The organism is Mycobacterium shunyiense, assembly GCF_058270035.1.
Window position 1 is genome coordinate 54,661 of sequence record NZ_JBZDPT010000015.1, and the last position, 24,884, is coordinate 79,544.

Consider the following 24,884-nt stretch of genomic DNA (forward strand, 5'->3'; position numbering starts at 1 on the left):
CCGGGCGCCTGCCGACGCCCCCGACCCGATCGACTGCGCTGCGAAACAGATTTCGGCCGGGCACATCCGACCCGGTGAGTACGCCGCCCACCAAAAGCATTTGGCCGCGCCGTATCCAGCGCAATCCCATCACGGTGGATCACACTGACAGGAGTTCGTCAATTCGACTGGCACTTCAATAAGAGAGGTGCACAACGTAGTTCAGGCGCCATTGGCCACCGGGTAGGGCGTGACAGACAGCCGGGGTGTGACTTCACCACAGACATGCCGCGTTGATCGATTGAGTAATGAGTCGCCGAGAGGCACACGGGATCCGTCCTGCATGCGGTCTCGACGTGGAGTACGGAGGTTCACAAGCCATGTCACAACCCAAGGTTCGGATCATGACGGCCCTTGCCGCGATGGCACTTGCCGGTCTCGCCACCACGGGGGCAGCAAAGGCCCTGAGCTACAACGACATTTCGAGCAACGGTCCGATGACCCTGGGCGTGACCATCACCCAGCACGCCGACGGCCACCCCACTCTCCCCAAGGCGCGCCCCGACATCACCGGTCCTGCGCCGTTGCCGCCCGAGTTGATCGGCATCCCCGAGCGCTGACGTCGGCGGTCAAGCGGAGAGAACAACGGGGCCCGCGTGAAAACCCACTTCATAGCGCGTTGCCGCCCCACGGTCGCGGAAGACCGAGCCCACATCCCCGTCAGGGAGTGGACAGCTCGGCCACATCTCGGACCCGGGGCGCATACCGAACGGCGCGGGTGCCGTCACGTCATGGGCGGTCTGGGTAACGCCGTCATACCCACCGATCGTAGGGGCGTTCCCCCGATCGGTGGACCCAGAATTCCGGCGATTCATGGTCTGACCAGCGGACAGACTCGGCGTCGCGCAGACGGGATGGTGTTTTCAACACACCAACACCCACCGAGGGGAACACCACGTGACCACCACGAACAACACCACCAACCGCATCGGCCTCGTTCGCCGCGTCGCACTCATCGCCGCAGCGGCGGCCGTGCCGGTGATGGGACTCGCCGTCGCGCCGACCGCCGGCGCAAAGGTCCCGGACTTCGGTCCATGCGGAAACGTGAACGACAAGGTGGACCTCTGGAAGGACGTCAGGTACGCCACGCCGGCACACAAGGACGGCGCGATCGACGTGGTGTTCCCCGGCGGCGACAAGTCCCGCGGCTACGCGGTCCGGCAAGGCCACCACCCCGCCCAGCTGACCGACCTGCTGGTGATCCCGACGGCACGCGAGACCGGCATCGAATGCGACAACCTGACGGACGCCGGCGCTCCCCACTACTTCAAGGACGCCTTCGAGCAGGTCAGCATTCTGCCGCCGGGCAATCAGGGTCAGGCCCCGGACTGGGCGTTGGGCATCAACTCCGCCGACAACCGCGGCCAGGATCAGCTGCACATCCACGTGACCCTGCTCGACCCCACCGCCCGCGCCGACATCGACCAGGCCGTCAAGAACCACAAGGTCACCAAGGATGAGAAGGCCTGGAAGACCTCGGCGATCGGGGTGCGGGGCCACACCCAGGCGGGCCCGATCGAGAAGAGCGCCCACGGCTACCGCGCCTGGAACACCGACAACATCGACCAGAACTTCTTCGCCACGCTGAACAGCCAGATCGTCGCGCCGATCAAGAAGCAGGACCCCAGCTTCGGGATGGGCAACGAGACGGTGCTGATCACCAAGAACCACCAAGGCCCCGGGTTCATCGTGCTCGCCAGTGACGAGAAGTCCGGCATCACCCCGGCCGGCGTCAACAACATCGAGCGGTTGCTCGACAAGGGCTGAGCCTGTCTGCAAGCCCAACGGCCACCCGTGTGTGCGGGTGGCCGTTGGTGTTGTGGCGGTCGGACTCGAACCGGCCTCATTCGCGGCTGTTGAGCGTCTCCTTGATCTTGGCGATGGCGAACCCCCAGCCTTGTTCGACGGTCGGCTTGGGCGGCACCGATATCTCGTCGGGATTCGTCCGGATGTCCAGTAGTGCCGGGCCTTCATGGGCCAGCGCGGTGGCGACTGCCGCGGCGACGTCATCCGGACGAGTGACGAGCTGAGCGTGTAGACCCATCGCGGTGGCGACTGCGGCGATGTCGGGGTTGTCCAGCTGGGTACCGTGCTCGGGCAATCCGCTCTGCTCCTGTTCGAGTTTCACCATGCCCAGTCGGTTGTTGTTGAAGACGACGAATGTCGCGGGCAGTGAATAGGTGACCGCGGTACGCAGGTCACCTAGCAGCATCATCAGTCCCCCGTCGCCGCAGAATGCAATGACCTGTCGGCGGCGGTCCAGCGCCGCGGCACCAAGAGCCTGCGGCATCGCGTTGGCCATCGATCCGAGGTTGAAAGAGCCCAGAAGCCTTCGCCCTCGGCGCATCTCGACGAAACGCGACAACCAGACCGCCGACATGCCCGTGTCGGTGGTGAAGATTGCATCGTCGGCGGCGGCCTCGTCGACGGCGGCTGCGACCAGTTCGGGCCGGATCAACTCATCGGGGTTGTCGAGGTGCTTACGAATTCTCCCCAGCAGTTTGCGGTCGTGGTCGGGTTCGGCCAGCCGGCGTTGCGCAGCCCGCCACGTATCGAATTCGGCACGGTGATGATCCAGGAACTTCGTGCCCTCCCGGCGCTGCAGCTTCGGAAGCAGCTGGGCCAGAGTCCCTTTCGCATCGCCCACCAACGCGGCGCTGACCGGCAATCGTCGGCCGATGTGTTCGGGCCGGTGGTCGAGTTGCACGACCTTCTTGTCCTGGGGCAATCAGTCCCGGTACGGGAAATCGGTACCCACCAACAGGAGGGTGTCGGCTTGATGCAAGGCCAGATGGGCTGCAGGGTTACCGATCAGCCCGGACTGGCCGATCTGGTAAGGGTTCTCGCCTTCCAGCCCCTCCTTTCCTTTCATCGTGAGCACCATCGGTGCACCCAGGGTGGAGGCGACCGACAGCACCTCCTCGCGGGCGTCACGGCCTCCGCATCCCACCAACATGGCGACGTTGCCCGGGGCGTTGAGGAGTGAGGCTGCCGCGTCAACATCGTCTGGCGCCGCGACCTGGCCGGCGCGTGGAAACGCGAAAGACGCCAGATAGTCGCCGGTCTCCTGGTCACCGATGTCGCCGGGCACCGTCAGTACGGCGACGCCGCGACGCGCCAGCGCCGAGTTGACCGCCTGCTCCAGTAGAAACGGAAACTGAGCCGGCGCGGTGACCGTGGCGTGAAAGACCGCGACGTCGGCGAATACCGCGTCGTTGTCGATCTCCTGGAAGAAGCTGCTCCACATCTCCGAGGTGGGCACCTGGCCGCAGACAGCCAGCACTGGGGCGTGGGACTTCTTGGCGTCGTAGAGGCCGTTGAGCAGATGCAGCGAACCCGGGCCCACTGTCCCCATGCAGACACCGAGCGAGCCGGTCAGTTGGGCCTGTGCGCCCGCGGCGAACGCGGCGACCTCTTCGTGTCGGACGCCGATCCATTCCAGTTCTTCCTGGGTACGGATGGCATTCGTGATCGGGTTGAGCGCGTCACCGACTACCCCCCAAATCTGCCGGACCCCCAGTTCAGCGAGGGCCGATACAAGGGCGGAAGCAACGGTAGGCATGGCAATCCTTCCAGCAGATATCAAATACGTTGTGTCCCGACAGGTGCGAATGAATCCGGCTCCGCGGCTTCCCAGTCCGCCCGCCAGCTCTCCGGCGGTTCACTCAGGAGCACTTTGGTGGGCAGCCACTCGAACAACTCGGCGTAGGACCGCTGTTCGGTCGCGGACACGCGTTTCCGCAGCAGGTGAGGCGAAAGCTGGGCCGGGTCAGTGATGCCCATCGACGCCATCAGGCGCATCGCCTGCGCCACCGTCGCACGCTGATACCGGTACACCCGTTGGCTCTTGTCGGCGACGTCGAGCGCACGTGCCCGTCGCGGATCCTGGGTGGCCACCCCGACCGGGCAGTGGTTGGTGTGGCAGCGCTGGGACTGGATGCAGCCGGTGGCCATCATCATCGAGCGGGCCGCATTGGTGTAGTCGGCGCCTTGGATCAGGCGCTTGACGATGTCGGTGCCGGTGGCCACCTTGCCGCTGGCGCCCACCCGGATGACGTCACGCAGCCCGGTGCCGACGAGTGCGTTGTGGACCGTCATCAGGCCGTCCGTGAGCGGCAAGCCGACATGGTCTTCGTATTCCAGAGGTGCGGCCGCAGTCCCGCCCTCGGCGCCGTCGACAATGATGAAGTCCGGGGTGATCCCCTCGGCGAGCATCGCCTTGCAGATCGCCAGAATGTCGACTCGCGAGCCGACGCACAGCTTGAACCCCACCGGTTTTCCGTCGGCCAGTTCACGCAGCCGGGCGATGAAGCCGATCAGTTCCCGTGGGGTGTGAAACGTCGAATGCGCTGCCGGGCTGACGCATTTCTGCCCCGCCGGCACGCCGCGATAGCGGGCGATCTCCTCGCTGACCTTGGCGGCCGGCAATACTCCGCCCACGCCCGGCTTGGCGCCCTGACTCAACTTGATCGAGACGCACTTGACGGCGTTATGGGCGACCTTGTCGGCGAACTGATCCGGATCGAAGGCACCGTCACGCGTACGGGTGCCGAAGTAGCCGGAACCGATTTCCCACACCACGTCGGCGCCGCCCAGATGATAGGGCGTCAGTCCGCCTTCACCGGTGTCGTGAGCGAAACCGCCGAGTTTGGCACCATTGTTCAACGCGCGTAATGCATTACCCGACAGAGCACCGAAGCTCATCGACGAGATGTTCATCAACGCCATGTCGTAGGGGTGCCGGCAGTCCGGGCCGCCGATGCGCGCCCGGAACGGCTCCAGAGGATCCTCGATCGGCGCTGTCGAGTGCACGAGGTACTCGTAGCCCTCGACGTGGATGTCACGCTCAGTGCCGTAGGACAGCTCGGCGGCGGTGCCTTTTGCCCGTTCGTAGATCAGCGACCGCACGTCCCGATCGAACGGGCGCCCGTCGAAGTTGCGCTCGATGAAGTACTGCTGCAGCTCGGGCCGCAGTGCCTCCAGCAGGTAACGCATATGACCCAGGACGGGATAGTTGCGCAGCACGGAGTGCCGCCGCTGGATCAGGTCATACCAGCCGACCACTGCGAGCAACATCGTCACGGCGGCCAGGATCCACCAGCCCCACGACCCGAACACTGCCACCGCAGCCAAGACCGCTGCCAACACCGACAATGCCGCTACGGCGCCGAACCGGATCATTGCGGAGGCATACCCGCCGTCAGCGGATTTCAGGCCCGCACTTGTGACCGCACAGCGAACCCACAGCAGAGATCCGCTTACCTGGGGCGGGCGGCCAGTTCAGACCGCGATCCGGTCAGCGCGCGGCACCCGCAATTGTCAACAGCAGAGCTGCCTCGTTGTAGGGAAATGCTCTGTAGAGCGGCCGGGAACTGGGTGTAACGAGGGCCGCGGCTTCGGCCTTGCTCACCACCCGTGGGTTGGTGAGCGGTATGGCCCGTCCCCGCTTGTGCAGCACCGTTGGTCCGCCGGCCAGTACGTTCTTCAACCAATCCGTCTGCTCGCCGTAGCCGACGAGGATGGCGTAGCCGTCGTGGGTCTTGAACACCAAAAGGGGCGTTCGATACCGCTTGCCCGACTTCCGCCCGACATGCTCGAGCGTCCCGAGGCTCGGAAGCCACGGTGTGATCGCGCGAGCCAGCGGATTGGTCACATGCTTGTTGAAACGTGCGATTCGCCGAGGGACGCGCATTCTCGGAGTCTAGGTGTTGATCCAGGTCGTGACTGGCCACGGCTCGGTCGGTCTGGCCGTTACACAGGCGGTTCATCCGCAGCGATATCGGTGCCCCCAGTCGGACTCGAACCGACACTTGGCGGATTTTAAGTAAGGCTAGGAGGCCTTCGAACACCAGCGAAAATGTTCGACTGCAAGCTTCTAACGACCTGATCAGAGACGGTTTTGGGCCGGCTCCGGTACGCCTTCGGTTCGGGTCTAGATCGCTCTAGATACGCCCCCGGCCGCCGCGTTGACGCCGCGACGACATGTTAGCTACGTCGACCAGACCGGCGCGCCAATAGGCTGTCGCTATGGCCTACGAAGACCAATTGGGGTGGAAGGTCGAGCATATTGACGGGCGGCAGTACGGCATCCTGTGCACGCTCGACTATGACGCGACCGACGTCACTATGTTCGCGGAGAGTCGGACCACTGGAAAGCCGCCGTCGTCAGGTTGGCAGCCGAAGCGCGACGGCGAGCCAATCGAAATTGTCTGGCGCCACCAGGCCAAAGCTGTCCATCCCGGCGAACAGATCACCGCAGATTTTGTGCCGCTCTGGGAGGCCGCACCACTTCCGAACATCGTGGGCATTGACTGGAATGACGCCTTCGGAAAAAGGCGGCAAGCGAGGCTCCGGGTGCCCCTGCCAAGGACGGCTCGACCTGACCTCCGCTCTCCGCTTCCGCCAGGGTTCGCTACCAGGGCGAGTCAATTGGCGACACGGGCGGCTAAAGAGACCGATTCTGTCAGTACACGCCAATATGGTGAGTCCGTGACAGATGTGGATCCTAGAGAAGTGTTCGTCGTCGTCGGCCGCAACACCGAGACGAACAAATCGATGTTTAGTTTCCTCCGTGCCATCAACTTGAAGCCGATCGAGTGGAGCATGGCGATCGCCGCGACCGGTTCCGGCAGCCCTTATATCGGCGATGCGCTTGAAGCAGCCTTCGCCAGGGCGCAAGCCGTCGTGGTCTTCATGACCCCCGATGACGTCGCCCAACTTCGACCTGAGTACGCGAGCGGCCCCGATGACCCGGAGCTCACCCCTTCACCGCAGGCCAGACCAAACGTTCTATTTGAGGCAGGCATGGCCCTCGGGCTTCACCCAAACCGGACGATTCTCGTCGAACTCGGTTCGCTTCGGTCTTTCAGCGACGTTGCGGGGAGGCATGCAGTCCGTCTTGACAATTCGGCCCCGAAGCGGAGCGAACTGGCAAACCGGTTGAAAAACGCAGGTTGCGACGTCGACACTAGTGGGTCAGACTGGTATGAGGCGGGTGATTTCACAGCCCCAAAAGCCTATAGCGGCCCGGCTGCGGGTCGCAGGCTTCCCAGCAACACCAAGAAGCGTAAGAATCTTCTCGACGCGAATTTTTTGCGGCGAGGTGGTTCAAACTCGGATCGCATCCAGCTGATTAACCGTGGTTCGGTTGACCTCTTTGAGTTGACCTCGCCAAATGTCAAAGATCTCCGCGGAGTGATCCGGGGCTTCCCCGTCGCACGATTGCCGGCAGGCAAGTCAGTTAGCTTGATGACGCTTCTCGTGAGCGGATCGCCAGACACCTTCGAGCTCGTCGTAACCGGTCGGACAGAGGATGGCGACGAAATTCGCGAGACCTTGTTTCTCGACCTCAACAAGTAGGGGCAAAGTGGATATACCAGTGGAGTATCCGCTCGACACGGATGGGTTTCTTCGACGCGAATGTCCCAGCTGCGCGGACGAATTCAAGTGGCACCACGGGCCGACAGACACAAGACCAGATGATGCCGCCGACCCGCAACTGTTCTCCTGTCCCCTCTGCGGCCAAAAAGCAGAACACAATCAGTGGTTCACCCAGGATCAAGTTGAATACCAGCGGGAACTCATCGAGTTCTACGCGATGGATGCGATCAACGACGAGATGAAGAACGCATTTCGGGGGTCGAAGCACATTAAGTACACGCCAGGCAAGAACAACGCGTCAGCTCCGACGCCGCTAGTCGAGCCTGACGACATGATCATCATCGAACCGCCCTGTCACCCATGGGAACCCGTGAAAGTCCCGGAGGAGCGCGCCGACAGTGGCCCGTTGTTCTGCCTGGTCTGCGGTGCGAGCTATACGGCCTAAACCGACTGCGTCATATATAGATTTACAACGTTATCGACCGCCTCAGCGGGGCGCACCGACGAGGGTGGCTCGGGCAGGTTGTTCGCCGCGCCGCCGCCCTCCTCAGGAACCGCTCACCCTTCGCCCGGTACCCGCCGCCGTTCTTCCGGCTCGGCCACAACGGCGCAGCCGGGGTGTCTGAATCGCCCCGGCATGTCCGGAGACTTACGGGGTTGAGAACTCCGCGGTGTGCTGAGTTCGGTGGTGACGGTAGTACAACGCTTCGCACTCGGACGGTGGCATGTCCCCGAAGTACTCATAGAGGCGGCGGTGGTTGAACCAGTCGACCCATTCCAGGGTGGCGACTTCGACTTGGTCCACGGTGCGCCACGGCCCGAATGGCTTGATCAGCTCAGTCTTGTAAAGCCCGTTGATGGTCTCGGCCAGGGCGTTGTCGTAGGAGTTTCCGGTGGCTCCGATCGAGGCGTCGATGCCGGCCTGCAGGAGTCGATCGGTGAACGTGAGGGAGGTGTATTGACTGCCGCGGTCGTTGTGGTGGATCAGCCCGGACAGATCCTCGACACCCTCGCGTTGACGAGTCCAGATTGCGTGCTCGATCGCATCGAGTACCAACTGGGTGGTCATGGTGGTCGCGGTGCGCCAGCCGACGATCCGCCGGGCGTAGGCGTCGATCACGAACGCCACATACACCCATCCTGACCCCGTCGACACATAGGTAAAGTCCGCTACCCACAACATATTTGGTGCATTCGGACAGAAGTGGCGGCCGACCAGGTCATCGGGTCGATCGGCTTGCGGATCGGCGATCGTGGTGCGCTTGACCTTGCCTCGCCGAGCGCCGTGCAGGCCGAGTTCGCCCATCAATCGTTCGACGGTGCAGCGAGCCACCTCGATGCCCTCACGGCGGCATTGCAACCACACCTTGCGTGCCCCGTAGACCGCATAGTTCTGCCGGTGTACCCGACCGATCTCGACCTTGAGCTCCTCGTCGCGCACCTGCCGCTTGGACGGCTGGCTGCGGCGGGCGCAGGCGTCGTAGTAGGTGGACGGCGCGATCTTGCAACCATGCGCGGACAGCACACGGCAGATCGGCTCGACGCCGTACTCCTGTTTGTGAGTGTCGATGTAGTCGAGGATCACCGGTTGCGGCGGTCGAGCTCCGCCGCGAAGAAAGTCGATGCAGATTTCAGAATATCGTTGGCCCGCTTGAGTTCTCGGTTCTCCGCTCGCAGCTTGCGCAGCTCTTCAGCCATGTCGCTGGTCACCCCGGGTCGAATGCCGGAGTCGATCTGGTCCCGGCGCACCCACGTCAACAAGGTCTGCGGGGTGCCGATGCCCAGCTTTGTGGCCACCGACTCGATCGCTGCCCACTCCGACGAATACTGATCGCGCACCTCAGCGACCATCCGCACCGCCCGCTCACGCAGCTCAGCCGGATACTTCCTCGAACCTGCCATGACTCCATCCTTCACAAGAGACGAAGTCTCCGGACTCACCGGGGCGATTCAGCTGTTGTTTGACCTGGGCCTCCTATCCGCGCCGCAGTAGCGGCACGACGTTGCTTGCGATTTCCGCGACGAGGGCCGGGGCGGGCGGTTCGGGCAGCGTGTTGAGTGCGCCGCCGTCTTGCTCGGGTATGTAGTCGCCGTACGTGTCGAGCGTGAGCGTGAACGTCGAGTGTCACCGAGCACGGCTACGGTCGTTTCGGCAGCCAAGGCGGGCAGTTGATCATCCTCGCCCATCCGAACGAGGTTGAGGACATGACGTTCTGGCGGGCTGGCGTAGAGTACGCCGCCGGCAAGGTGCCCAAGTTCGACTTCGTGCCGTCCCAAGCCGCCCCGGGCTACTTCACCACTGAGCACCTCGTCGGCGCGACTGCGCCGAGCGAGTTCGAGGGACTCCAGGTTCTCGGCAGCTACGGCGACGGGTGGCTGATCGAATCTCACTACATCCCCAGCGGGTACGTCATCGTGGCGGCGACGGGCGGGCTCGACTCGCACATGAACCCGGTCGGCTTCCGTGAGCATCCAAATGTGGCTTACCAAGGACTGCGCCACATTCCGGGTCGCGGCCCCTATCCGCTGGTTGACTCTTTTTACGCACGAGGTTTCGGTACCGGCGTGCGGCATCGTGGCGCAGCTGTCGTCATGCAGGTGACCACCAACGCCACCTCCACCGCACCGGCGATCGCGACCTAGGACGACCGATGGCGGACAGATGCCGCAATTCGCGCGACCCGAACAAGGACTACCGCGACCGATCGGAGTTCAATTTCGGGCCGGGACTCGTCCCACCCGGCAAGGAATTCGTAGCGCCGAGCGAGGGCGGCGTGTACCGGGCGAAGTGTCCGCCGGTCGAACTTGTCCCCAGCACCGATCTTTCGGTGCGAGCACGGCAGGTGAAATGGAAGCGAGGCGATCCGCCGCTCGGTGCGCCGGGATCGCGGGTCGGATAACCCTCGCCGTGCGGTCGCAACACGCCTACGGCCCTGCACGGGCGCAGCAACCGCACCCCTAGACGGCCCGGCCACGGGGCGGAGTTCCGTTGCCTTCGCCGCCCCGTGACCGGTTGGCCCTTACTTGCGCCGTCCCTTCCCTTTAGCCTTCGATCTACGCCTCGGTTGGCTTCGTTGCCCGCGGCGCTCGGCGCGATTTTGCGGCACCATGTCTGGAAACAGTTCCTTGAATCCTGGGGTGTTCATCCCCATTTCTTCCCTGTACCACTCGTTATAGTCGTCCACCGCTTTATTGAACTCTGCAATATCGTCGGCGTTACGTTCCCTGATCTCGTTCACGAACCAGTCGTAGAACTCGGCTGCGGTGGTGATATAGCTATACAGAACCGGTAAAAGGTCGAACCTTTTGTCTTTGGCTCGCAGGTAACCTTTCGCGGGCGCTGTCCAACCGTCCCAATCAAGCAGCTTGTCGCGGTCCAGCGTCAGCTTGTTCTCCATGATTGTCGGTCCACCTTGAACCCAGGAGAAGTTTGTGCTGATGCCTGGCAACGGAATTGAGCGATGCGTGCAGTAATTCCGGAGGTCCTTCATGAACTCCGCTTCGCCAGTGCCGAATGACGTCTTGACGTGTTCCCGGTACTCGCCCTTCTCGAACTCCGAACCGTTACCCCAGCAGTGCCGCATCACAACCCGCTGCGAGTCGATCAGCGACGTGACCGACGTGAGGTAGTTGTGCAGGTACCGGACCAATTCGTCTGCGTATTCGTCGGTGGTGTCGCGAGCCATCATCCGCCGTTGCAGGAACTTCGCGGCGTGCCTGTTCAGCTCATCGGCGTTCTTGGACATAACGTGCCCAGCGCGCCTGAGAGCGTCAAGGTCGTCGCGCAGCCGGAAGCCTGGCATCGCCTCCAAATCGGCGTTGCGCTTGTCCCGCTCGATGCCGAACGGGCTTGTCCAAGATTCGAGCACCGTCGGCTCATCATTCTGAGTCGAGTCTGCGTCGTCGTTCCCCGGCTCCTCAGGCTGCTGCTCAGTCACCACGCGATTATTTCAGCGACGAGCGACAACCTGAGCAGACGCGCAGTTAGCTAGCAGCGCGACCTCGCCGCCGCGATCCCGCCGCGCGCCGCGACGACGCCGCGACGAGAGCGGCTAGTAGAGCAACCACTCGGCGCGAAAACCCATCTACCAGGCCTTTTACGGTGCCCCCAGTCGGACTCGAACCGACACTTGGCGGATTTTAAGTCCGCTGCCTCTGCCAATTGGGCTATGGGGGCGTCGCAGGAGAGCATATTTCAGGACTGTTCCCCCTCATCAGACCGCCCTGACAACCATCGCAGTTTCGATCACCCCACCTCGACGACGATCTTGCCGAACGGACCGCGATCGAGATGGTCCAGCGCCGCCGATAGCTCGTGGAATGGATAGCGCGCACCGATTACGGGTTTCGTCTCCGTACTGTCGATGGCGCTGACCAACTCGCTGAGTGCGCGCCGATGCCCGGTGCCGATCCCGTGAATTGTGATGTCCTTCATCAGGATTGGCATAACGGGGGTTGATACTTCGAACCCGTCGAGCGCGCCGATGAGATGGATGTGGCCACCGACCGCGGCGACTTGGGCCGCCTTGCCGAGATGCGCTCCTCCGACGAGCTCCAGCACGTGATCCACACCGCGGTCGCCCGTCAGCGCGAGGATGCTCTCGGCCCAGTCCGCGCTGCGCCGATCTACGACATGGTCGGCGCCCAACTCTAAGACTCGGTCCAGTTTGTCCGCACTGCCCGACACGATGACCTCGGCGCCGTGCATCTTCGCGATCTGTACTCCGAACAAGGCGACGCCGCCGGTGCCTTCGACCAGCACCACGTCGCCGGCCCGCACATGGCCGCGTTCCACCAGCCCGAACCACGCCGTGAGCCCGGCCACCGGCAGCGTGCTGGCCTCTGCCGGTGACAGGCTCCGCGGAGCGCGGACCACCCAATCCTGCGGCATCGCTACATATTCGGCGAGCACTCCGGGGTAGAACCCGCCGAGCGTCCAGTACGAGGGTGTCCGCGCATCACCTGCCCGGGCGCCGTCGAGCCAGTCCGGGGTGAATACCGAGATCACCTGATCGTCGACGGCGAATCGGGTCACCGCGTCTCCGGCCGCGACGACCGTCCCGGCGAGATCGGACCCCGGGGTGAAGGGGAATTTCAGCGGCAGCCCGCGACCGGTTTCGATGACCATCTTGTCGCGGTGGTTCAAGGAAACCGCGGCCACCTTGATCAAGATTTCGTCGGGACCCGGCTGCGGAACGTCCACCTCACGCAGCCGGAGCGCGTCGCGACCAATGCCGTCCATCTCCCACCGGCGCATGATTTCAGCCATGAGCCGCTGCAACCGGGGCAAACACCCCCATATTCCCGCGGAACGCTGAGCCGAATCCTCGGCCACGACCTGCGCAGGAGGGGTTGCGCAGGTTTGGTTGAATGTGTCCCAGGGGTGGGACAGCGAGGGGGCCGCATATGCCGAGCAGTATCGCGAATTCGATTGCCGTAGTTGCCGAACGGATCGCGGCAACACTTGGACCTCGGGCGATGCGGGTGATCGCCCGCTTCAACAAGTACGTCACCAATCCGCTGCAGCGGCTGTGGGCGCCGTGGCTGCCCTACATGGCCGTCATCGAGCACACCGGCCGTAAGTCGGGCAAGCCGTACCGGACCCCGGTCATGGCGTTCGTCGACAGCAAGTCCGTCAGGGTCGTGCTGAATTACGGCGAGCACTCGGATTGGGTGCGCAATGTCCGGGCTGCGGGCGCCGCTGAAGTGGTCCATCGTGGTCGGCGCTACCTGCTGACCAATCCCCGCATCATCCCGGCGAGCGACCAGAAGGCTCGGTTGGTCGCCACGTTGGCGCCGCGAGTCTGAAGTTGTGTGCGAGTTTCGGCCAAAATCTCGCACATAAGTTCAGGTTCGGCGATCCCACCACCGGGCGTAGGCTGCGGATATCCCGACTCCCGGGAGGCTGCGATGCCCGAACTGGCCATCGAACTGCGCGACGTCGTCCGCGAGTACAAGGTCGGCGGCCAGACGGTGCGCGCCCTCGACGAGATCAGCCTGCACCTCAACGGCGGGCAGTTCGTGTCGATCATCGGCCCCTCCGGTGCAGGTAAGAGCACGTTGCTGCACCTGCTGGGCGCCCTGGACTCCCCCGACTCGGGATCGATCACCTTCGACGGCGAAGAGATCGGGCGCCTCGGTGACGAGCAGCAGTCGGCCTTCCGCCACCACCGGGTGGGCTTCGTCTTCCAGTTCTTCAACCTGCTGCCCACCCTGTCAGCCTGGGAGAACGTGGCCGTCCCGAAGCTGCTCGACGGGGTCCGGCTCGGCAAGGTCAAACCACAGGCCGTGGAGCTGCTGGACCGCGTCGGCCTGGGGAACCGGACCGAGCACCGGCCATCCGAACTGTCCGGCGGACAGATGCAGCGCGTCGCGGTGGCCCGGGCCATGATGATGGACCCGCCGCTGATCCTCGCCGACGAACCGACAGGCAACCTCGACTCGACGACGGGCGCGGCGATACTGACCCTGCTCGGCGAGGTCGCCCACGAGGAGGGCCTGGGTCGGCTGGTGGTGATGGTGACCCACAACGCCGAGGCCGCAGCCGCCACCGACCGGGTGATCACCCTGCAGGACGGCCGGCTCGGCTCCGACGAGATGTCGGTGGTGCCGGGCTCGGTCTGATGTTCTTCGCGCGAGCGCTCATCACCAGACTCGCAGCCGCAGCAAGTCGGCTCCGAGTGTTCAGCCTGCGCGAACTGATCGTGCACCGGCGGCGCACCCTCGCCTCCATCGCCGTAATGGCCGTGTCGGCAATGTATCTCGTGGCTATCCTCGGCATCTTCGGGTCGATCACCGGATCGGTCAACCGACTGGCGGACGGCGTCGCCGGTATCGCCGCCCTCGAGGTTTCGGGTGTCACCGACGCGGGGTTTCCCGAATCGGTAGCAGCTGACGTCGCCAAGGTCCCCGGCGTCGCGACCGCCGCCCCCATGATCCGCATGACCGCGCCCACCGCGACCGAACCGGTATTGCTGTTCGGCGCCGACGACCGCAGTCGTGCCCTGGAAGGTGCCCTCAAAGATGCGGTCGGTGTCCAAGTTCACGCCCCCACCGCAGCCGAAGGTGTGCGCGTCGGGCCCGCCGTCGGGCACGCGAAAGGCGAGACGTTCCAACTGGGCTCGGGCTCGGTCACCGTCTCCGAAGTCCTCGAGGGCAAGCAGCTCGCCGATCTCAACGGCGGCCACTACGTGCTGGCCCCACTCCCGTTGGCACAGAAGGTCACCGGCAGACTGGGCCAGCTCGACTCGATCCTGATCACCACCACACCGGGCGCTGACCTCGCCATGGTGCGAGATCGGGTCACCGCGGCAGTGAACGGCCGGGCCCTGGTCGCCGCCCCGAGTTCGCGGGCGGCCCGCGCCGGTGACGGCGTCAAGTTGATGAACTACATGGCGTTGATGGGTGCGGCGGTCGCGCTGGTGGTCGGAGCGTTCCTGATCTACACCACGATGACGATGGCGATCGCCCAACGCCGCCCGGTCATCTCGATGCTGCGGGCCATCGGCGGCCGGCGCGCGACCATCGTCCGCGACATGCTGGCCGAGGCCACGATCCTCGGGCTGATCGGCGGCAGCATCGGCTCACTGCTGGGAATTGTGTTGGGTCGCCTGGCAATCGGCCGGCTGCCACCGACCATGACCCAGGGCCTTGAAGCCCGTATCGAGTACTGGCTGCCCGGCTACGCGATCCCGGTGGCCATCGCCGCCACGGCGCTCACGAGTGTGGCGGCGTCGGCGATGGCGGCGCGGCAGGTGTACAAGGTCTCGCCGATCGAGGCGCTGGCCCCGGTCGGAGTATCGGCGGCGGACAACGTGCCGCGCTGGCTGCGCATCGTCACCGGCCTCGCGGCGATAGCGGTGCTGGCCGCGTCGGTCCTGATCGTGTTCTACCAACCGGGTTCGGTCGCATTCGTGGCGATCGCGGCACTGTTCACCGCGCAGATCGCGCTCGGCTTCGCGCTCGCCGGCCCCATCGTCAGAGCCACGGCCGCGGTGGCGCGCCTGTTCGGATCGGCCGGTGCACTGGGTGCGGCGACCGTCAAGCGGGCACCACGGCGCGTGTGGGCCACGGTGATGACCGTGCTGATCGCCGTCGTGACGACCGTGGTGATCACCGGCACGAACAACGACATGATCCGCTCGGCCCGCGATGTCTTCGCCCCGGTCGCCGACGTGGACGTCTGGGTGAGTGCCAACCCGCCCGACGAGTACGCCACCGGCCGTCTGCCGCAAGGTCTTACCCAGAATGTCACCGAGGTGCCCGGAGTCGCGAACGTCACCGAAGGTGCCCTGGGCTTCGCCGTCGTCGGCGGTACCCGCGTCATGCTCGACGGTTTCGCCCCCGGCAGCCACGACGCCCTCTTCCGTGCCCTCGACGACCAGACCCGCAACGACGTGCTCGCCGGTCGTGGTGTGGTGCTCTCCCAGAATCTGGGCAAGACGCTCGATGTCCGCGTCGGCGACGACCTGCAGCTGCAGACACCGCACGGCCCCCAACAGGCGAAGGTACTGGCCCTGGTGCCCTACTTCTCGACGGTGATCGGCACGGTCGGGATGGGGCTGGACCAGATGCGCACCTGGTTCGACCGACCGGGGTCAACGACGTTACAGGTCACCGCCGTCAAGGGAACCGATCCCGATCGCCTGCTGGCCAACGTGAGTCACGTCGTGCCCGCGCCCAATCACGCCTATGACGGCCGGACGGCTCTGGCCGGTCTCGAAGCACCGCTGCACCAGAGCATGCTGATCGCCAATGCGGTGTGGATCATCGTGGTGTTCGTCGCCGCCGTCGCGCTGTTGAACACCCTGACCCTGTCGGTGCTCGAACGGCGCCGCGAGATCGGGGTGCTGCGGGCGATGGGATCCAGCCGCCGCTACACGTTAGCCATGGTGCTGGCCGAGGCAGCCGCCATCGGCATCGTGGGCGGCATTCTGGGACTGCTCGTCGGGCTCGTCGATCAATGGCTGTTCAGCCTCGTCAGCGGCGACATCATGAACTTCAACGTCACGTTCCGGCCGAGTCCGATGGCGCTGGTGTTCACCCTCGGTGCGCTGGCGATCAGCCTGCTGGGCTCACTGCCACCGGCGCGACGGGCCGCGCGGCTCAACATCATCGAGGCCGTCAGCGTCGAATAGTCGCGACACCCTGCAGATGTGGTGTGCACGGCGGCGGCACCAGCGTCCGCCGGGTACTGCGCAGCCCACTGGTGTCGAACCCGGCCGCGGCGATGGCGTCGACGGTGCGGCGGTTCGGTTCGCACCCCGATGACAGCCACGCCCACGGCCTGGCGATCAGGTCCTGGAAGCGCCCCATCAGGCCCTCGCCGCGGACATGCTCCAGAACCACCAACCGGCCATCGGGCGCCAGTACGCGCCGGATCTCACCGAGTGTGGCCGCAACGTCGTCGACCGAACACAACACCAGGCCGACATGGACCGAATCGAAACTGTTGTCCGGAAACGGAATCGACTCCCCCGCCCCGTCGACGACATCGACCTCGACGCCGTGCCGCCGGGCCAGGGCACGCGCCATCCGCCGCATCGCCGGCTCCGGCTCCACCGCGGCGACCGACGTCACCGCCCCCGGGAGGAACAGCAGATCGGTCCCCGGCCCGACGCCGACCATCAACAACCGCCCCGTCGCATGGCTCATCGCCGACCGCCGGTAACGGCGGTAGAACAGCCTGTCGAATATCGGCATACCGAGCCGATACACGTACGGGAACAACGGATTACGGTGCTTCAATACTTACTGCCCAGATCCAATCGGAAGGGTGGATATTCGTCGCTCATCAACGACACGTACACGGCCACACGGTAACGCCACCGGACCATCCCCATCAGAAGATCGAACATGTCCTCCGACACCGTCCCCCGGGCCAACAGCCGCACCGCAGAGATGACGCACAGTACTTGCAGCGGCGCTTCCATCGCCCAGCACATGATGATCTGCGGCAGCGCCAGCAGCCACCACTTGACCAGCACCGCCCCTCGGGAGAGTTGCTCGGGATAGGAAACCTCGAGATCGCCGGGATAGTCGGGATCAGCTTTGAGGGTGAATGGCGGATATTGGTCGGTGGTGTTCATCGGGAAGCGGTAGTTCATCACCCGCCACGACCACCGCAGCACGCCGACATTGAAGTCGAACAGGGGCCGCGGGTACCGGCCGGTGAACAGGATCGTGACACCCGCGGCAAGCGTCACCAGCGGGTACACCAGGTAGAGGCCGATCAGGATCGGATAGTGCGGCACCGCCAGGACGCACCATTTGACCAGCCACAGCCGGCTCGACGGCGCATCGATCGCGCCGCGCACCTGTACCACCTCAGCGGGCATGTTCATCGCTGCCGGTGATCGTCGTCGCGGCCAGGTCCCGGTCGATTCCCGCCGCCATCCGGCGGTGACTCACCACCCGCAGGAACGTCGCCAACACCCAGGTCATCATCCGGTTCGGCACCATCGCCGCCGGCCGCAGCACGGCCTCACCGTGCGACACCTGCAACGAGGCGACCCGGGACACCGCGGCGACCCGACGGCGGCGGGTGTTCTCGTACCAGCGCAGGGCACCAGCGAGATCGCCGTGGGCGCCGTGCTGGAAATCCGAAACCGCCTTGCACAACACCATCGTGTCGAGAAGTGCCTGGTTGGTTCCCTGCGCGAGCGTTGGTGGCATTGTGTGGGCCGCGTCGCCCAACAACGTCAACGCACCACGGCCCGGCCCGGGAATCGGATGGCGGAAATGCGGATAGGGCGAACGCGCCAGATCATCGTCGGTCAATGTCGCAAGTACCCGGTCGACCAGTTCGGACCATCCGGTGAAATTGCCGCGGATCACCTCGATCGGGTTCTCCGGCCTGACGAAGTCCGGCGACCATGGCAGGTCGAACCACCACTGCACCTCGGTGTCTCCGGCCGGCCAGAGGCCGAGGTTCCCGCGCTCGCCGACGATGACGAAGGCGACGTGCCGATCAGCCTCATCCGGAAGCGCGGCCAGCCCTTGCCAGCTGCACCAGCCCGTCGGCTCCGCGTGCGGTGCGCCCACGATCTCGCGGATCTTCGAGTGCAGGCCGTCCGCGCCGATCACCAGATCGCCTTCCGCGCAACTGCCGTCGGCGAAATCGAGGCGAACACCGTGGCTGTCGTTCGCGACGCCGACCACCTGCGTGTTGCACCGAATCCGTTCAGCCGGAAACCCTTCCAGCAGCCGTTCGAGCAGAATCCGACGCGGGACCATCCGGACCGGCGCACCCATCCGGCTCACGATCGCGGCCACGTCGAGGGTGGTCATCGGGCGCCCCGTCGAGGTCACCACCCGAACGGTGGCCAACTCCTGGCCGGCACCGTCCATGTCGACGCCGAGCTGCCGCAGCACCGATTCGCCGTTCGACCAGATGGTGACGGCACCACCGCCGGCCCGCACCTCGGGGCGCTGCTCGAACACCGTGACGTCATGCCCGTCGCGCAGCAATCCGCGGGCGATGGAGATACCCCCGACCCCGGCACCGACAACGAGCACCTTCAGCGACGCTTGCGGCGCTGACTGGACGTGGTGCCGGCCCTGGGGCCGTTTTGGGCCCACGGCTCAATTTATGTCCGATGCAGGTCCGCTGTACAGGGTTGCCGCCTCGTTCCCGCAGGCTGGGCCGTCACCATGGCGACCGGTCGTGGAAAACGCAACGTCGCACAGGCGTCGTCGAGGGTCTGGTCGATCAGCTCGGCCAGCTCCGACAACCCGCCCGGTGTCTCGTCGACGGCGAATCCGTCCCCGGAGATCGCGACCCGGGTCAACACGATGCTGTGCGCACGCCGGATCTGCGCCATCTCCGCCAGCATGTCACCCATCGCGGCCGGATAACTGACGAAAGCGTCCTCGCCGGAGCCGATTTCACACGCGAGCCCGACGAGATCCAGACGTCGGCCCGCCACCACCGCGTCGACCACCTTGTCATCGGCCACCCGCGTCATCCCCACCAGCACCCGTTGCCTGCGGTGTGCCACGGTGGCCGACACGAGCAGGTCGACCTGGTCGGTCGTCGTCACGACGATCCGTCCCACCCCGAGATTGGCTGTGCAGAACACCAATTCGTCGGCGGTCATCCGGTCGGCGTACACGATGAGAAACATCGGGTGGATACCCACACCGATCGCGGTGATCAGGTCTGCCCCGGTGCGGACCTCGACGGCGAGTCCGTGATCACGCGCCCGCTTGGCAACTCGACAGTCAGCCAAAGCTGTTGCTGGTAGGGATAGCTCGACCACACCCAATGATCGAAGTCCGATCGGCAGCGTCACTGAAACCTCTTCTGCAAGGCGCCCCGGCCGGTTGCCACGGGCGTACAGCTCGAGACTCCGCCGCCGCCTGGGAGCGCACCAGCATCTTTGCGGGCCCTTGACAGGCACAGTGGGAACTTTGACGCCGCGTTGACGCCAAGCCCTGAGAATCCGGGTCTTCGTGAACGAAGTCCGTTAAGGACTGCGCCGCGGCCGTAAAGAAAGCGTCAAGGCCCCGTTCGTGGCATCTGCCTGGGCAGATCCTGGGGCAGGCCACCGAAATCCGGAGGCCCGTAAACGTGTCTTCGAACGGAGACGGCATGTCTGTCCTGCTCTATTTGGCGCTGACAGTGGCGATCTTTGCGCTGCTGGGTCTGGTGCAGAAGTTGGTCGAGGGCCTGTGAGCTACGAAAACGTCGTCGGCCTGGGCCTGGCCATTCTGATCGCGCTGTTCCTCTTCGCGGCGCTGTTGTTTCCGGAAAGGTTCTAGTGACTACTACAACCGCGGGGATCGTCTTCCTCGTCGTCCTCATCGCCGCGGTGGCGGCGGTCCACGTGCCGCTCGGCGACTACATGTACCGCGTGTACACGTCGGACAAGCATTCGCGCGTGGAGCGCGTCATCTACCGCCTGATCGGCGCCGATCCGAAGGCCGAGCAGACCTGGGGGGCGTATGCCCGCAGCGTGCTGGCGTTCTCCGCGATCAGCATCCTGTTCCTGTTCGTCTTGCAGCTGGTGCAGGGCAAGCTGCCGCTGCATCTCAACGATCCGGGCACTCCGATGACACCGGCGCTGGCCTGGAACACCGCCGTCAGCTTCGTCACCAACACGAACTGGCAGGCCTATTCCGGTGAATCGACCCAGGGCCACCTGGTGCAGATGGCCGGCCTGGCGGTGCAGAACTTCGTGTCCGCCGCGGTCGGCATGGCCGTCGCGATGGCCTTCGTCCGGGGTCTGGTCCGGCGTAATACGGGTGAGCTCGGCAACTTCTGGGTCGACCTGGTGCGCGGCAATCTCCGTATCCTGCTGCCAATTTCGATCGTCGGCGCGCTGATCCTGGTCGGCGGCGGCGCCATTCAGAACTTCGCGCTGCACACCGAGGTCGTCAACACCCTCATCGGCGGCACACAGACCATCCCGGGTGGCCCGGTCGCCAGCCAGGAAGTCATCAAACTGCTCGGCACCAACGGTGGCGGCTTCTTCAACGCCAACTCGGCGCACCCGTTCGAGAACCCCACCACGTGGACGAACTGGGTGGAGATCTTCCTGATCCTGATGATCCCGTTCTCCTTGCCGCGCACGTTCGGCCGCATGGTCGGCAGCCCCAAACAAGGTCTGGCCATCGCCGCGGCGATGGCGGTGATCGCGACGATCAGCGTCAGCCTGATGATGCTGTTCCAGCTGCAGGCCCACGGCACCGTCCCCACCGCTGCCGGCGCAGCGATGGAAGGTGTCGAGCAGCGATTGGGTATCGCCAACTCGGCGGTGTTCGCGGACGCGACCACACTGACGTCGACCGGTGCGGTGGACTCCTTCCACGACTCGTACACCAGCCTCGGTGGCATGATCACGATGTTCAACATGCAGCTCGGTGAGGTGGCTCCCGGCGGCGTCGGCTCCGGTCTGTACGGCATGTTGGTTCTCGCGATACTCACGGTGTTCGTCGCGGGCCTGATGGTCGGCCGCACCCCGGAATATCTGGGCAAGAAGATCACCCCGCGGGAGATCAAGCTCACCGCAACGTATTTCCTGATCACACCGTTGCTCGTGTTGACCGGGACGGCGGTGGCCATGGCCATGCCGGGCCAACGGGCGGGCATGCTGAACACCGGACCGCACGGCCTGTCGGAAGTGCTGTACGCCTTCACGTCGGCTGCCAACAACAACGGTTCCGCGTTTGCGGGCATCAGCGTCAACACCGAGTGGTACAACACCGCGCTCGGCCTGGCGATGGTGTTCGGCCGCTTCCTGCCGATCATCTTCGTGCTGGCGCTGGCCGGATCGCTGGCCCGCCAGGGCAAGACACCCGAATCCGTCGGCACCCTACCCACCCATCGACCCCAGTTCGTCGGCATGGTCGCCGGCGTCACCCTGATTCTGGTCGCCCTCACCTTCTTGCCCATGCTCGCGCTCGGGCCCCTTGCTGAAGGAATTCACTGATATGCCAAGCGTTAACCCATCCCCCGTTGCCGAGCGTCACGCCAGAGTGGCGTCCGCGGCCGGGAGCCACTCCAGCGTGACAAAGAAGACGCGAATCCAGGGCGGTCTGCTGGACCCGAAGATGCTGTGGAAATCCACGCCCGACGCGCTGCGCAAGCTCGACCCGCGCACGCTGTGGCGCAACCCGGTCATGTTCATCGTCGAGATCGGCGCTGTCTGGAGCACGATCCTGGCGGTCCTCAACCCGTCCTGGTTCGCCGGCTTGATCGTGGTCTGGCTGTGGCTCACGGTGATCTTCGCCAATCTGGCCGAGGCCGTCGCCGAGGGACGCGGCAAGGCCCAGGCCGAGTCGCTGCGCAAGACCAAGACCTCGACCATGGCGCGGCGCCTGACCGCCTCAGGCGCCGAAGAAGAGGTCGCCGCTCCGCTGCTGCAGCAGGGCGACGTCGTGGTGGTCGAGGCCGGGCAGGTGATTCCCGGAGACGGCGATGTCGTGGAAGGCATTGCCTCGGTGGACGAATCGGCGATCACCGGTGAATCGGCACCCGTCATCCGTGAGTCCGGCGGTGACCGGAGCGCCGTCACCGGCGGCACCACGGTGCTGTCCGACCGCATCGTCGTCCAGATCACCCAGAAGCCCGGCGAGAGCTTCATCGACCGGATGATCAACCTCGTCGAGGGCGCCAACCGGCAGAAGACCCCCAACGAGGTCGCGCTGAACATCCTGCTGGCCTCGCTGACGATCATCTTCGTCTTCGCCGTCGCCACCCTGCAGCCACTGGCCATCTTCTCCAAGGCCAACAACCCCGGCGTCGCGGACACCCTGGCGCTCAACGGGAGTGGCATCTCGGGCATCGTCATGGTGTCGCTGCTGGTGTGCCTGATCCCGACCACGATCGGCGCGCTGCTCTCGGCGATCGGCATCGCCGGCATGGACCGACTCGTGCAGCGCAACGTGCTGGCCATGTCCGGCCGCGCCGTCGAGGCCGCCGGTGACGTCAACACCCTGCTGCTCGACAAGACCGGCACCATCACCCTCGGCAACCGCCAGGCCGCCGCGTTCGTGCCACTGTCCGGCGTCACACCCGAGCAACTCGCCGACGCGGCACAGCTGTCCAGCCTCGCCGACGAAACCCCTGAAGGCCGCTCGATCGTGGTGTTCGCCAAGCAGGAATTCGGGCTACGCGGCCGCACGCCTGGCGAGCTCGACAAGGCGCACTGGGTCGAATTCAGTGCCAACACCCGGATGTCGGGCGTCGACCTGTCCGGTGACCATCGCCTGCGCAAGGGCGCCACAGGTGCGGTCGCCGAATGGATTCGCTCCGAAGGCGGCAAGGTCCCGACCCAACTCGGCGACATCGTCGACGGGATCTCCGCCGCCGGTGGCACCCCGCTGGCCGTCGGTCACGTGGTCGACGGAAAAGCCCAAGTGCTGGGCGTCATCCATCTCAAGGACGTCGTCAAGCAGGGCATGCGGGAACGCTTCGACGAGATGCGCCGCATGGGCATCCGCACCGTGATGATCACCGGCGACAATCCGTTGACGGCCAAGGCCATTGCCGACGAGGCCGGTGTCGACGACTTCCTTGCCGAGGCCACGCCCGAGGACAAGATGGCGCTGATCAAGAAGGAGCAGGCCGGCGGCAAGCTCGTCGCGATGACCGGCGACGGCACCAACGACGCCCCCGCCCTGGCCCAGGCCGACGTCGGCGTCGCGATGAACAGCGGGACCTCGGCGGCAAAAGAGGCCGGCAACATGGTGGATCTCGACTCCGACCCGACCAAGCTCATCGAGATCGTCGAGATCGGCAAGCAGCTGCTGATCACCCGCGGGGCACTGACCACGTTCTCCATCGCCAACGACATCGCCAAGTACTTCGCGATCATCCCGGCGTTGTTCGTGGCCCTGTTCCCCGGCCTGGACCTGCTGAACATCATGCGGCTGCACAGCCCGCAGTCGGCGATCCTGTCCGCGGTGATCTTCAACGCGATCATCATCGTGGCGCTGATCCCTTTGGCGCTCAAGGGTGTCCGCTACACCCCGAGCAGTGCGTCCAAGCTGTTGAGCCGCAATCTGTACGTGTACGGCCTCGGCGGCGTCATCGCGCCGTTCATCGGCATCAAGCTGATCGACCTCGTCGTCCAACTCTTCCCGGGAATGTGACATGAAAATCTCCAACCTGGTTCGTCAACATGCCGCGGCCCTGCGGGCGCTGTTGGTACTCACCGTGATCCTGGGGATCGGCTATCCGGTCTTCATCTGGCTGGTGGCCCAGATCCCCGGCCTGCGCGACAAAGCCGACGGGTCGCTGATCGAGGCGAGCGGAAAACCGGTGGGCAGCAGCCTGATCGGTCAGTCCTTCACCGACACCGACGGCAACCCGCTGCCCCGGTACTTCCAGAGCCGGCCCTCGATGGCCGGCGACGGGTACGACCCGATGGCCACCAGCGCGAGCAACCTCGGCCCGGAAAGCGTTGTCGATCAACCCGACAAGCCCAGCCTGCTCACCCAGGTGTGCACGCGCAGTTCAGCCATCGGCAAGCTCGACGGTGTCGACGGCGCTCGCCCGTTCTGCACCGGAGACGGTGTCGGCGCGGTGTTGTCGGTGATCGGACCGCGGGATGCCCGCGGAAACGTCGTTCACCCGACGAAGGTGGTCAGCGTCAACGAGCCCTGCGATACGACGAAGACCCCGTTCGTCAACACCTACGAGGGTGTCCGGGTGGAATGCGCCAAAGTCGGTGAGGACTACAGCCTCGGCCTGATCGTGCCGATCCGTGGCAGCGCGCCCGCCGACCCCGCGGTACCGGCCGATGCCGTCACCGCCAGCGGCAGCGGCCTGGACCCGAACATCTCGGTGGCCTACGCCGATCTGCAGGTGAACCGGGTGGCCAGGATCCGCGGTCTCAACCCCGATCTGGTGCGGGCGATGGTGGCCCAGCACACCGACGGGCGCACCCTGGGCTTCTTCGGCGAACCGCGGGTCAACGTGCTCGAACTCAACATCGCCCTCGACGCGCTGTAGGCGCGAG

24 protein-coding genes, 1 tRNA gene and 1 other annotated feature are annotated in these 24,884 nt (G+C 65.0%); of the genes, 13 read left to right on the forward strand and 12 right to left on the reverse strand.

Features of this window, described 5'->3' with window-relative positions; translation table 11 throughout:
- Positions 1 to 383: 383 nt before the first annotated feature.
- A complete protein-coding gene (locus tag AC4ELS_RS10780) occupies positions 384 to 599 on the forward strand; it encodes a hypothetical protein (RefSeq protein WP_498889293.1) in 216 nt (71 codons plus the stop codon).
- A gap of 337 nt (positions 600 to 936) precedes the next feature.
- A complete protein-coding gene (locus AC4ELS_RS10785) occupies positions 937 to 1,806 on the forward strand; it encodes a CDP-diacylglycerol diphosphatase (RefSeq protein WP_448442129.1) in 870 nt (289 codons plus the stop codon).
- A 76-nt stretch (positions 1,807 to 1,882) separates the two neighbouring features.
- On the opposite strand, the gene AC4ELS_RS10790 is transcribed toward AC4ELS_RS10785, so the two are convergent.
- From AC4ELS_RS10790 to AC4ELS_RS10805, 4 genes are all read right to left on the reverse strand, one after another.
- Positions 1,883 to 2,767, reverse strand: a complete 885-nt coding sequence (locus AC4ELS_RS10790; RefSeq protein ID WP_499047309.1) for a thiamine pyrophosphate-dependent enzyme — start codon at positions 2,765 to 2,767, stop codon at positions 1,883 to 1,885.
- On the reverse strand, positions 2,768 to 3,601 hold the full coding sequence (locus tag AC4ELS_RS10795) for a thiamine pyrophosphate-binding protein (protein WP_499047311.1): 834 nt from the start codon (positions 3,599 to 3,601) through the stop codon (positions 2,768 to 2,770). It lies immediately after the preceding gene.
- 20 nt (positions 3,602 to 3,621) lie between these two features.
- Entirely contained in the window at positions 3,622 to 5,220 is a 1,599-nt protein-coding gene (locus AC4ELS_RS10800; protein ID WP_499047314.1) for an FMN-binding glutamate synthase family protein, read from the reverse strand.
- Between the two features lie 115 nt (positions 5,221 to 5,335).
- A complete protein-coding gene (locus AC4ELS_RS10805) occupies positions 5,336 to 5,731 on the reverse strand; it encodes a nitroreductase family deazaflavin-dependent oxidoreductase (protein ID WP_499047317.1) in 396 nt (131 codons plus the stop codon).
- Positions 5,732 to 6,066: 335 nt separating this feature from the next.
- Here AC4ELS_RS10805 and AC4ELS_RS10810 point away from each other — a divergent pair, with 335 nt between their 5' ends.
- Together AC4ELS_RS10810 and AC4ELS_RS10815 are read left to right on the forward strand one after the other, a co-directional pair.
- A complete protein-coding gene (locus tag AC4ELS_RS10810) occupies positions 6,067 to 7,398 on the forward strand; it encodes a TIR domain-containing protein (RefSeq protein ID WP_499047319.1) in 1,332 nt (443 codons plus the stop codon).
- Positions 7,399 to 7,417: 19 nt separating this feature from the next.
- Entirely contained in the window at positions 7,418 to 7,864 is a 447-nt protein-coding gene (locus tag AC4ELS_RS10815) for a hypothetical protein (protein WP_499047321.1), read from the forward strand.
- A gap of 204 nt (positions 7,865 to 8,068) precedes the next feature.
- Here the strand turns inward: AC4ELS_RS10815 and AC4ELS_RS10820 are convergent.
- Positions 8,069 to 9,321, reverse strand: a protein-coding gene (locus AC4ELS_RS10820) for an IS3 family transposase (protein ID WP_499047324.1) whose coding sequence is annotated in 2 segments (ribosomal slippage) — positions 8,069 to 9,039 and positions 9,039 to 9,321 — 1,254 coding nt in all. Because the reading frame shifts where the segments join, the coding sequence is not laid out codon by codon here.
- Positions 8,912 to 9,040: a sequence feature (AL1L pseudoknot), on the reverse strand. It overlaps the preceding gene by 129 nt.
- Positions 9,322 to 9,624: 303 nt before the next feature.
- Here AC4ELS_RS10820 and AC4ELS_RS10825 point away from each other — a divergent pair.
- Entirely contained in the window at positions 9,625 to 10,062 is a 438-nt protein-coding gene (locus AC4ELS_RS10825; RefSeq protein ID WP_499047327.1) for a hypothetical protein, read from the forward strand.
- A gap of 377 nt (positions 10,063 to 10,439) precedes the next feature.
- On the opposite strand, the gene AC4ELS_RS10830 is transcribed toward AC4ELS_RS10825, so the two are convergent.
- The 3 genes from AC4ELS_RS10830 to AC4ELS_RS10840 all read right to left on the reverse strand — a co-directional run bounded on the left by AC4ELS_RS10830 (position 10,440) and on the right by AC4ELS_RS10840 (position 12,688).
- On the reverse strand, positions 10,440 to 11,357 hold the full coding sequence (locus tag AC4ELS_RS10830; RefSeq protein WP_499047330.1) for a hypothetical protein: 918 nt from the start codon (positions 11,355 to 11,357) through the stop codon (positions 10,440 to 10,442).
- 165 nt (positions 11,358 to 11,522) lie between these two features.
- Positions 11,523 to 11,596 (reverse strand) — tRNA-Leu (locus tag AC4ELS_RS10835).
- Between the two features lie 69 nt (positions 11,597 to 11,665).
- Complete coding sequence (locus AC4ELS_RS10840; RefSeq protein ID WP_499047333.1) at positions 11,666 to 12,688, reverse strand: zinc-dependent alcohol dehydrogenase family protein; 1,023 nt, start codon at positions 12,686 to 12,688, stop codon at positions 11,666 to 11,668.
- Positions 12,689 to 12,897: 209 nt separating this feature from the next.
- Here AC4ELS_RS10840 and AC4ELS_RS10845 point away from each other — a divergent pair, with 209 nt between their 5' ends.
- The 3 genes from AC4ELS_RS10845 to AC4ELS_RS10855 all read left to right on the forward strand — a co-directional run bounded on the left by AC4ELS_RS10845 (position 12,898) and on the right by AC4ELS_RS10855 (position 16,556).
- Complete coding sequence (locus AC4ELS_RS10845; RefSeq protein WP_064959708.1) at positions 12,898 to 13,227, forward strand: nitroreductase family deazaflavin-dependent oxidoreductase; 330 nt, start codon at positions 12,898 to 12,900, stop codon at positions 13,225 to 13,227.
- A 102-nt stretch (positions 13,228 to 13,329) separates the two neighbouring features.
- Positions 13,330 to 14,043: an ABC transporter ATP-binding protein gene (locus tag AC4ELS_RS10850; RefSeq protein WP_003885102.1), complete on the forward strand. Its 714-nt coding sequence runs from the start codon at positions 13,330 to 13,332 to the stop codon at positions 14,041 to 14,043.
- A complete protein-coding gene (locus tag AC4ELS_RS10855; RefSeq protein WP_499047337.1) occupies positions 14,043 to 16,556 on the forward strand; it encodes an FtsX-like permease family protein in 2,514 nt (837 codons plus the stop codon). The genes AC4ELS_RS10850 and AC4ELS_RS10855 overlap by 1 nt, the downstream gene beginning before the upstream one ends.
- On the opposite strand, the gene AC4ELS_RS10860 is transcribed toward AC4ELS_RS10855, so the two are convergent.
- From AC4ELS_RS10860 to AC4ELS_RS10875, 4 genes are all read right to left on the reverse strand, one after another.
- Positions 16,543 to 17,166 (reverse strand): class I SAM-dependent methyltransferase, encoded by a 624-nt coding sequence (locus AC4ELS_RS10860; RefSeq protein WP_135362359.1) that lies wholly within the window; start codon positions 17,164 to 17,166, stop codon positions 16,543 to 16,545. The genes AC4ELS_RS10855 and AC4ELS_RS10860 overlap by 14 nt on opposite strands.
- On the reverse strand, positions 17,163 to 17,735 hold the full coding sequence (locus tag AC4ELS_RS10865; protein WP_064887297.1) for a DUF4389 domain-containing protein: 573 nt from the start codon (positions 17,733 to 17,735) through the stop codon (positions 17,163 to 17,165). The genes AC4ELS_RS10860 and AC4ELS_RS10865 overlap by 4 nt, the downstream gene beginning before the upstream one ends.
- A 10-nt stretch (positions 17,736 to 17,745) precedes the next feature.
- Positions 17,746 to 18,942 (reverse strand): FAD-dependent oxidoreductase, encoded by a 1,197-nt coding sequence (locus AC4ELS_RS10870; RefSeq protein WP_499047457.1) that lies wholly within the window; start codon positions 18,940 to 18,942, stop codon positions 17,746 to 17,748.
- A gap of 65 nt (positions 18,943 to 19,007) precedes the next feature.
- On the reverse strand, positions 19,008 to 19,649 hold the full coding sequence (locus AC4ELS_RS10875; protein WP_499047340.1) for a type III PLP-dependent enzyme domain-containing protein: 642 nt from the start codon (positions 19,647 to 19,649) through the stop codon (positions 19,008 to 19,010).
- A 341-nt stretch (positions 19,650 to 19,990) separates the two neighbouring features.
- Here AC4ELS_RS10875 and AC4ELS_RS10880 point away from each other — a divergent pair, with 341 nt between their 5' ends.
- From AC4ELS_RS10880 to AC4ELS_RS10900, 5 genes are all read left to right on the forward strand, one after another.
- Positions 19,991 to 20,095 (forward strand): potassium-transporting ATPase, encoded by a 105-nt coding sequence (locus AC4ELS_RS10880; protein ID WP_216622388.1) that lies wholly within the window; start codon positions 19,991 to 19,993, stop codon positions 20,093 to 20,095.
- Positions 20,092 to 20,181, forward strand: a complete 90-nt coding sequence (locus AC4ELS_RS10885; protein WP_019347277.1) for a potassium-transporting ATPase subunit F — start codon at positions 20,092 to 20,094, stop codon at positions 20,179 to 20,181. The genes AC4ELS_RS10880 and AC4ELS_RS10885 overlap by 4 nt, the downstream gene beginning before the upstream one ends.
- Entirely contained in the window at positions 20,181 to 21,851 is a 1,671-nt protein-coding gene (gene kdpA / locus AC4ELS_RS10890; RefSeq protein WP_499047343.1) for a potassium-transporting ATPase subunit KdpA, read from the forward strand. The genes AC4ELS_RS10885 and kdpA overlap by 1 nt, the downstream gene beginning before the upstream one ends.
- A gap of 121 nt (positions 21,852 to 21,972) precedes the next feature.
- Complete coding sequence (gene kdpB, locus AC4ELS_RS10895; protein ID WP_499047459.1) at positions 21,973 to 24,015, forward strand: potassium-transporting ATPase subunit KdpB; 2,043 nt, start codon at positions 21,973 to 21,975, stop codon at positions 24,013 to 24,015.
- 1 nt (position 24,016) lies between these two features.
- Complete coding sequence (locus AC4ELS_RS10900; RefSeq protein ID WP_499047346.1) at positions 24,017 to 24,877, forward strand: potassium-transporting ATPase subunit C; 861 nt, start codon at positions 24,017 to 24,019, stop codon at positions 24,875 to 24,877.
- Positions 24,878 to 24,884 lie beyond the last annotated feature (7 nt).

What these genes read in the sequence shown, in the direction of transcription:
- AC4ELS_RS10900 (WP_499047346.1), top strand. Translation starts at nt 24,017, where the DNA reads ATGAAAATCTCCAACCTGGTTCGTCAACATGCCGCGGCCCTGCGGGCG.
- AC4ELS_RS10795 (WP_499047311.1), bottom strand. Translation starts at nt 3,601, where the DNA reads ATGCCTACCGTTGCTTCCGCCCTTGTATCGGCCCTCGCTGAACTGGGG.
- AC4ELS_RS10850 (WP_003885102.1), top strand. Translation starts at nt 13,330, where the DNA reads ATGCCCGAACTGGCCATCGAACTGCGCGACGTCGTCCGCGAGTACAAG.
- AC4ELS_RS10855 (WP_499047337.1), top strand. Translation starts at nt 14,043, where the DNA reads ATGTTCTTCGCGCGAGCGCTCATCACCAGACTCGCAGCCGCAGCAAGT.
- AC4ELS_RS10805 (WP_499047317.1), bottom strand. Translation starts at nt 5,731, where the DNA reads ATGCGCGTCCCTCGGCGAATCGCACGTTTCAACAAGCATGTGACCAAT.
- AC4ELS_RS10845 (WP_064959708.1), top strand. Translation starts at nt 12,898, where the DNA reads ATGCGGGTGATCGCCCGCTTCAACAAGTACGTCACCAATCCGCTGCAG.
- AC4ELS_RS10800 (WP_499047314.1), bottom strand. Translation starts at nt 5,220, where the DNA reads ATGATCCGGTTCGGCGCCGTAGCGGCATTGTCGGTGTTGGCAGCGGTC.
- AC4ELS_RS10780 (WP_498889293.1), top strand. Translation starts at nt 384, where the DNA reads ATGACGGCCCTTGCCGCGATGGCACTTGCCGGTCTCGCCACCACGGGG.
- AC4ELS_RS10840 (WP_499047333.1), bottom strand. Translation starts at nt 12,688, where the DNA reads ATGGCTGAAATCATGCGCCGGTGGGAGATGGACGGCATTGGTCGCGAC.
- AC4ELS_RS10825 (WP_499047327.1), top strand. Translation starts at nt 9,625, where the DNA reads ATGACGTTCTGGCGGGCTGGCGTAGAGTACGCCGCCGGCAAGGTGCCC.
- AC4ELS_RS10810 (WP_499047319.1), top strand. Translation starts at nt 6,067, where the DNA reads ATGGCCTACGAAGACCAATTGGGGTGGAAGGTCGAGCATATTGACGGG.
- kdpB (WP_499047459.1), top strand. Translation starts at nt 21,973, where the DNA reads ATGCTGTGGAAATCCACGCCCGACGCGCTGCGCAAGCTCGACCCGCGC.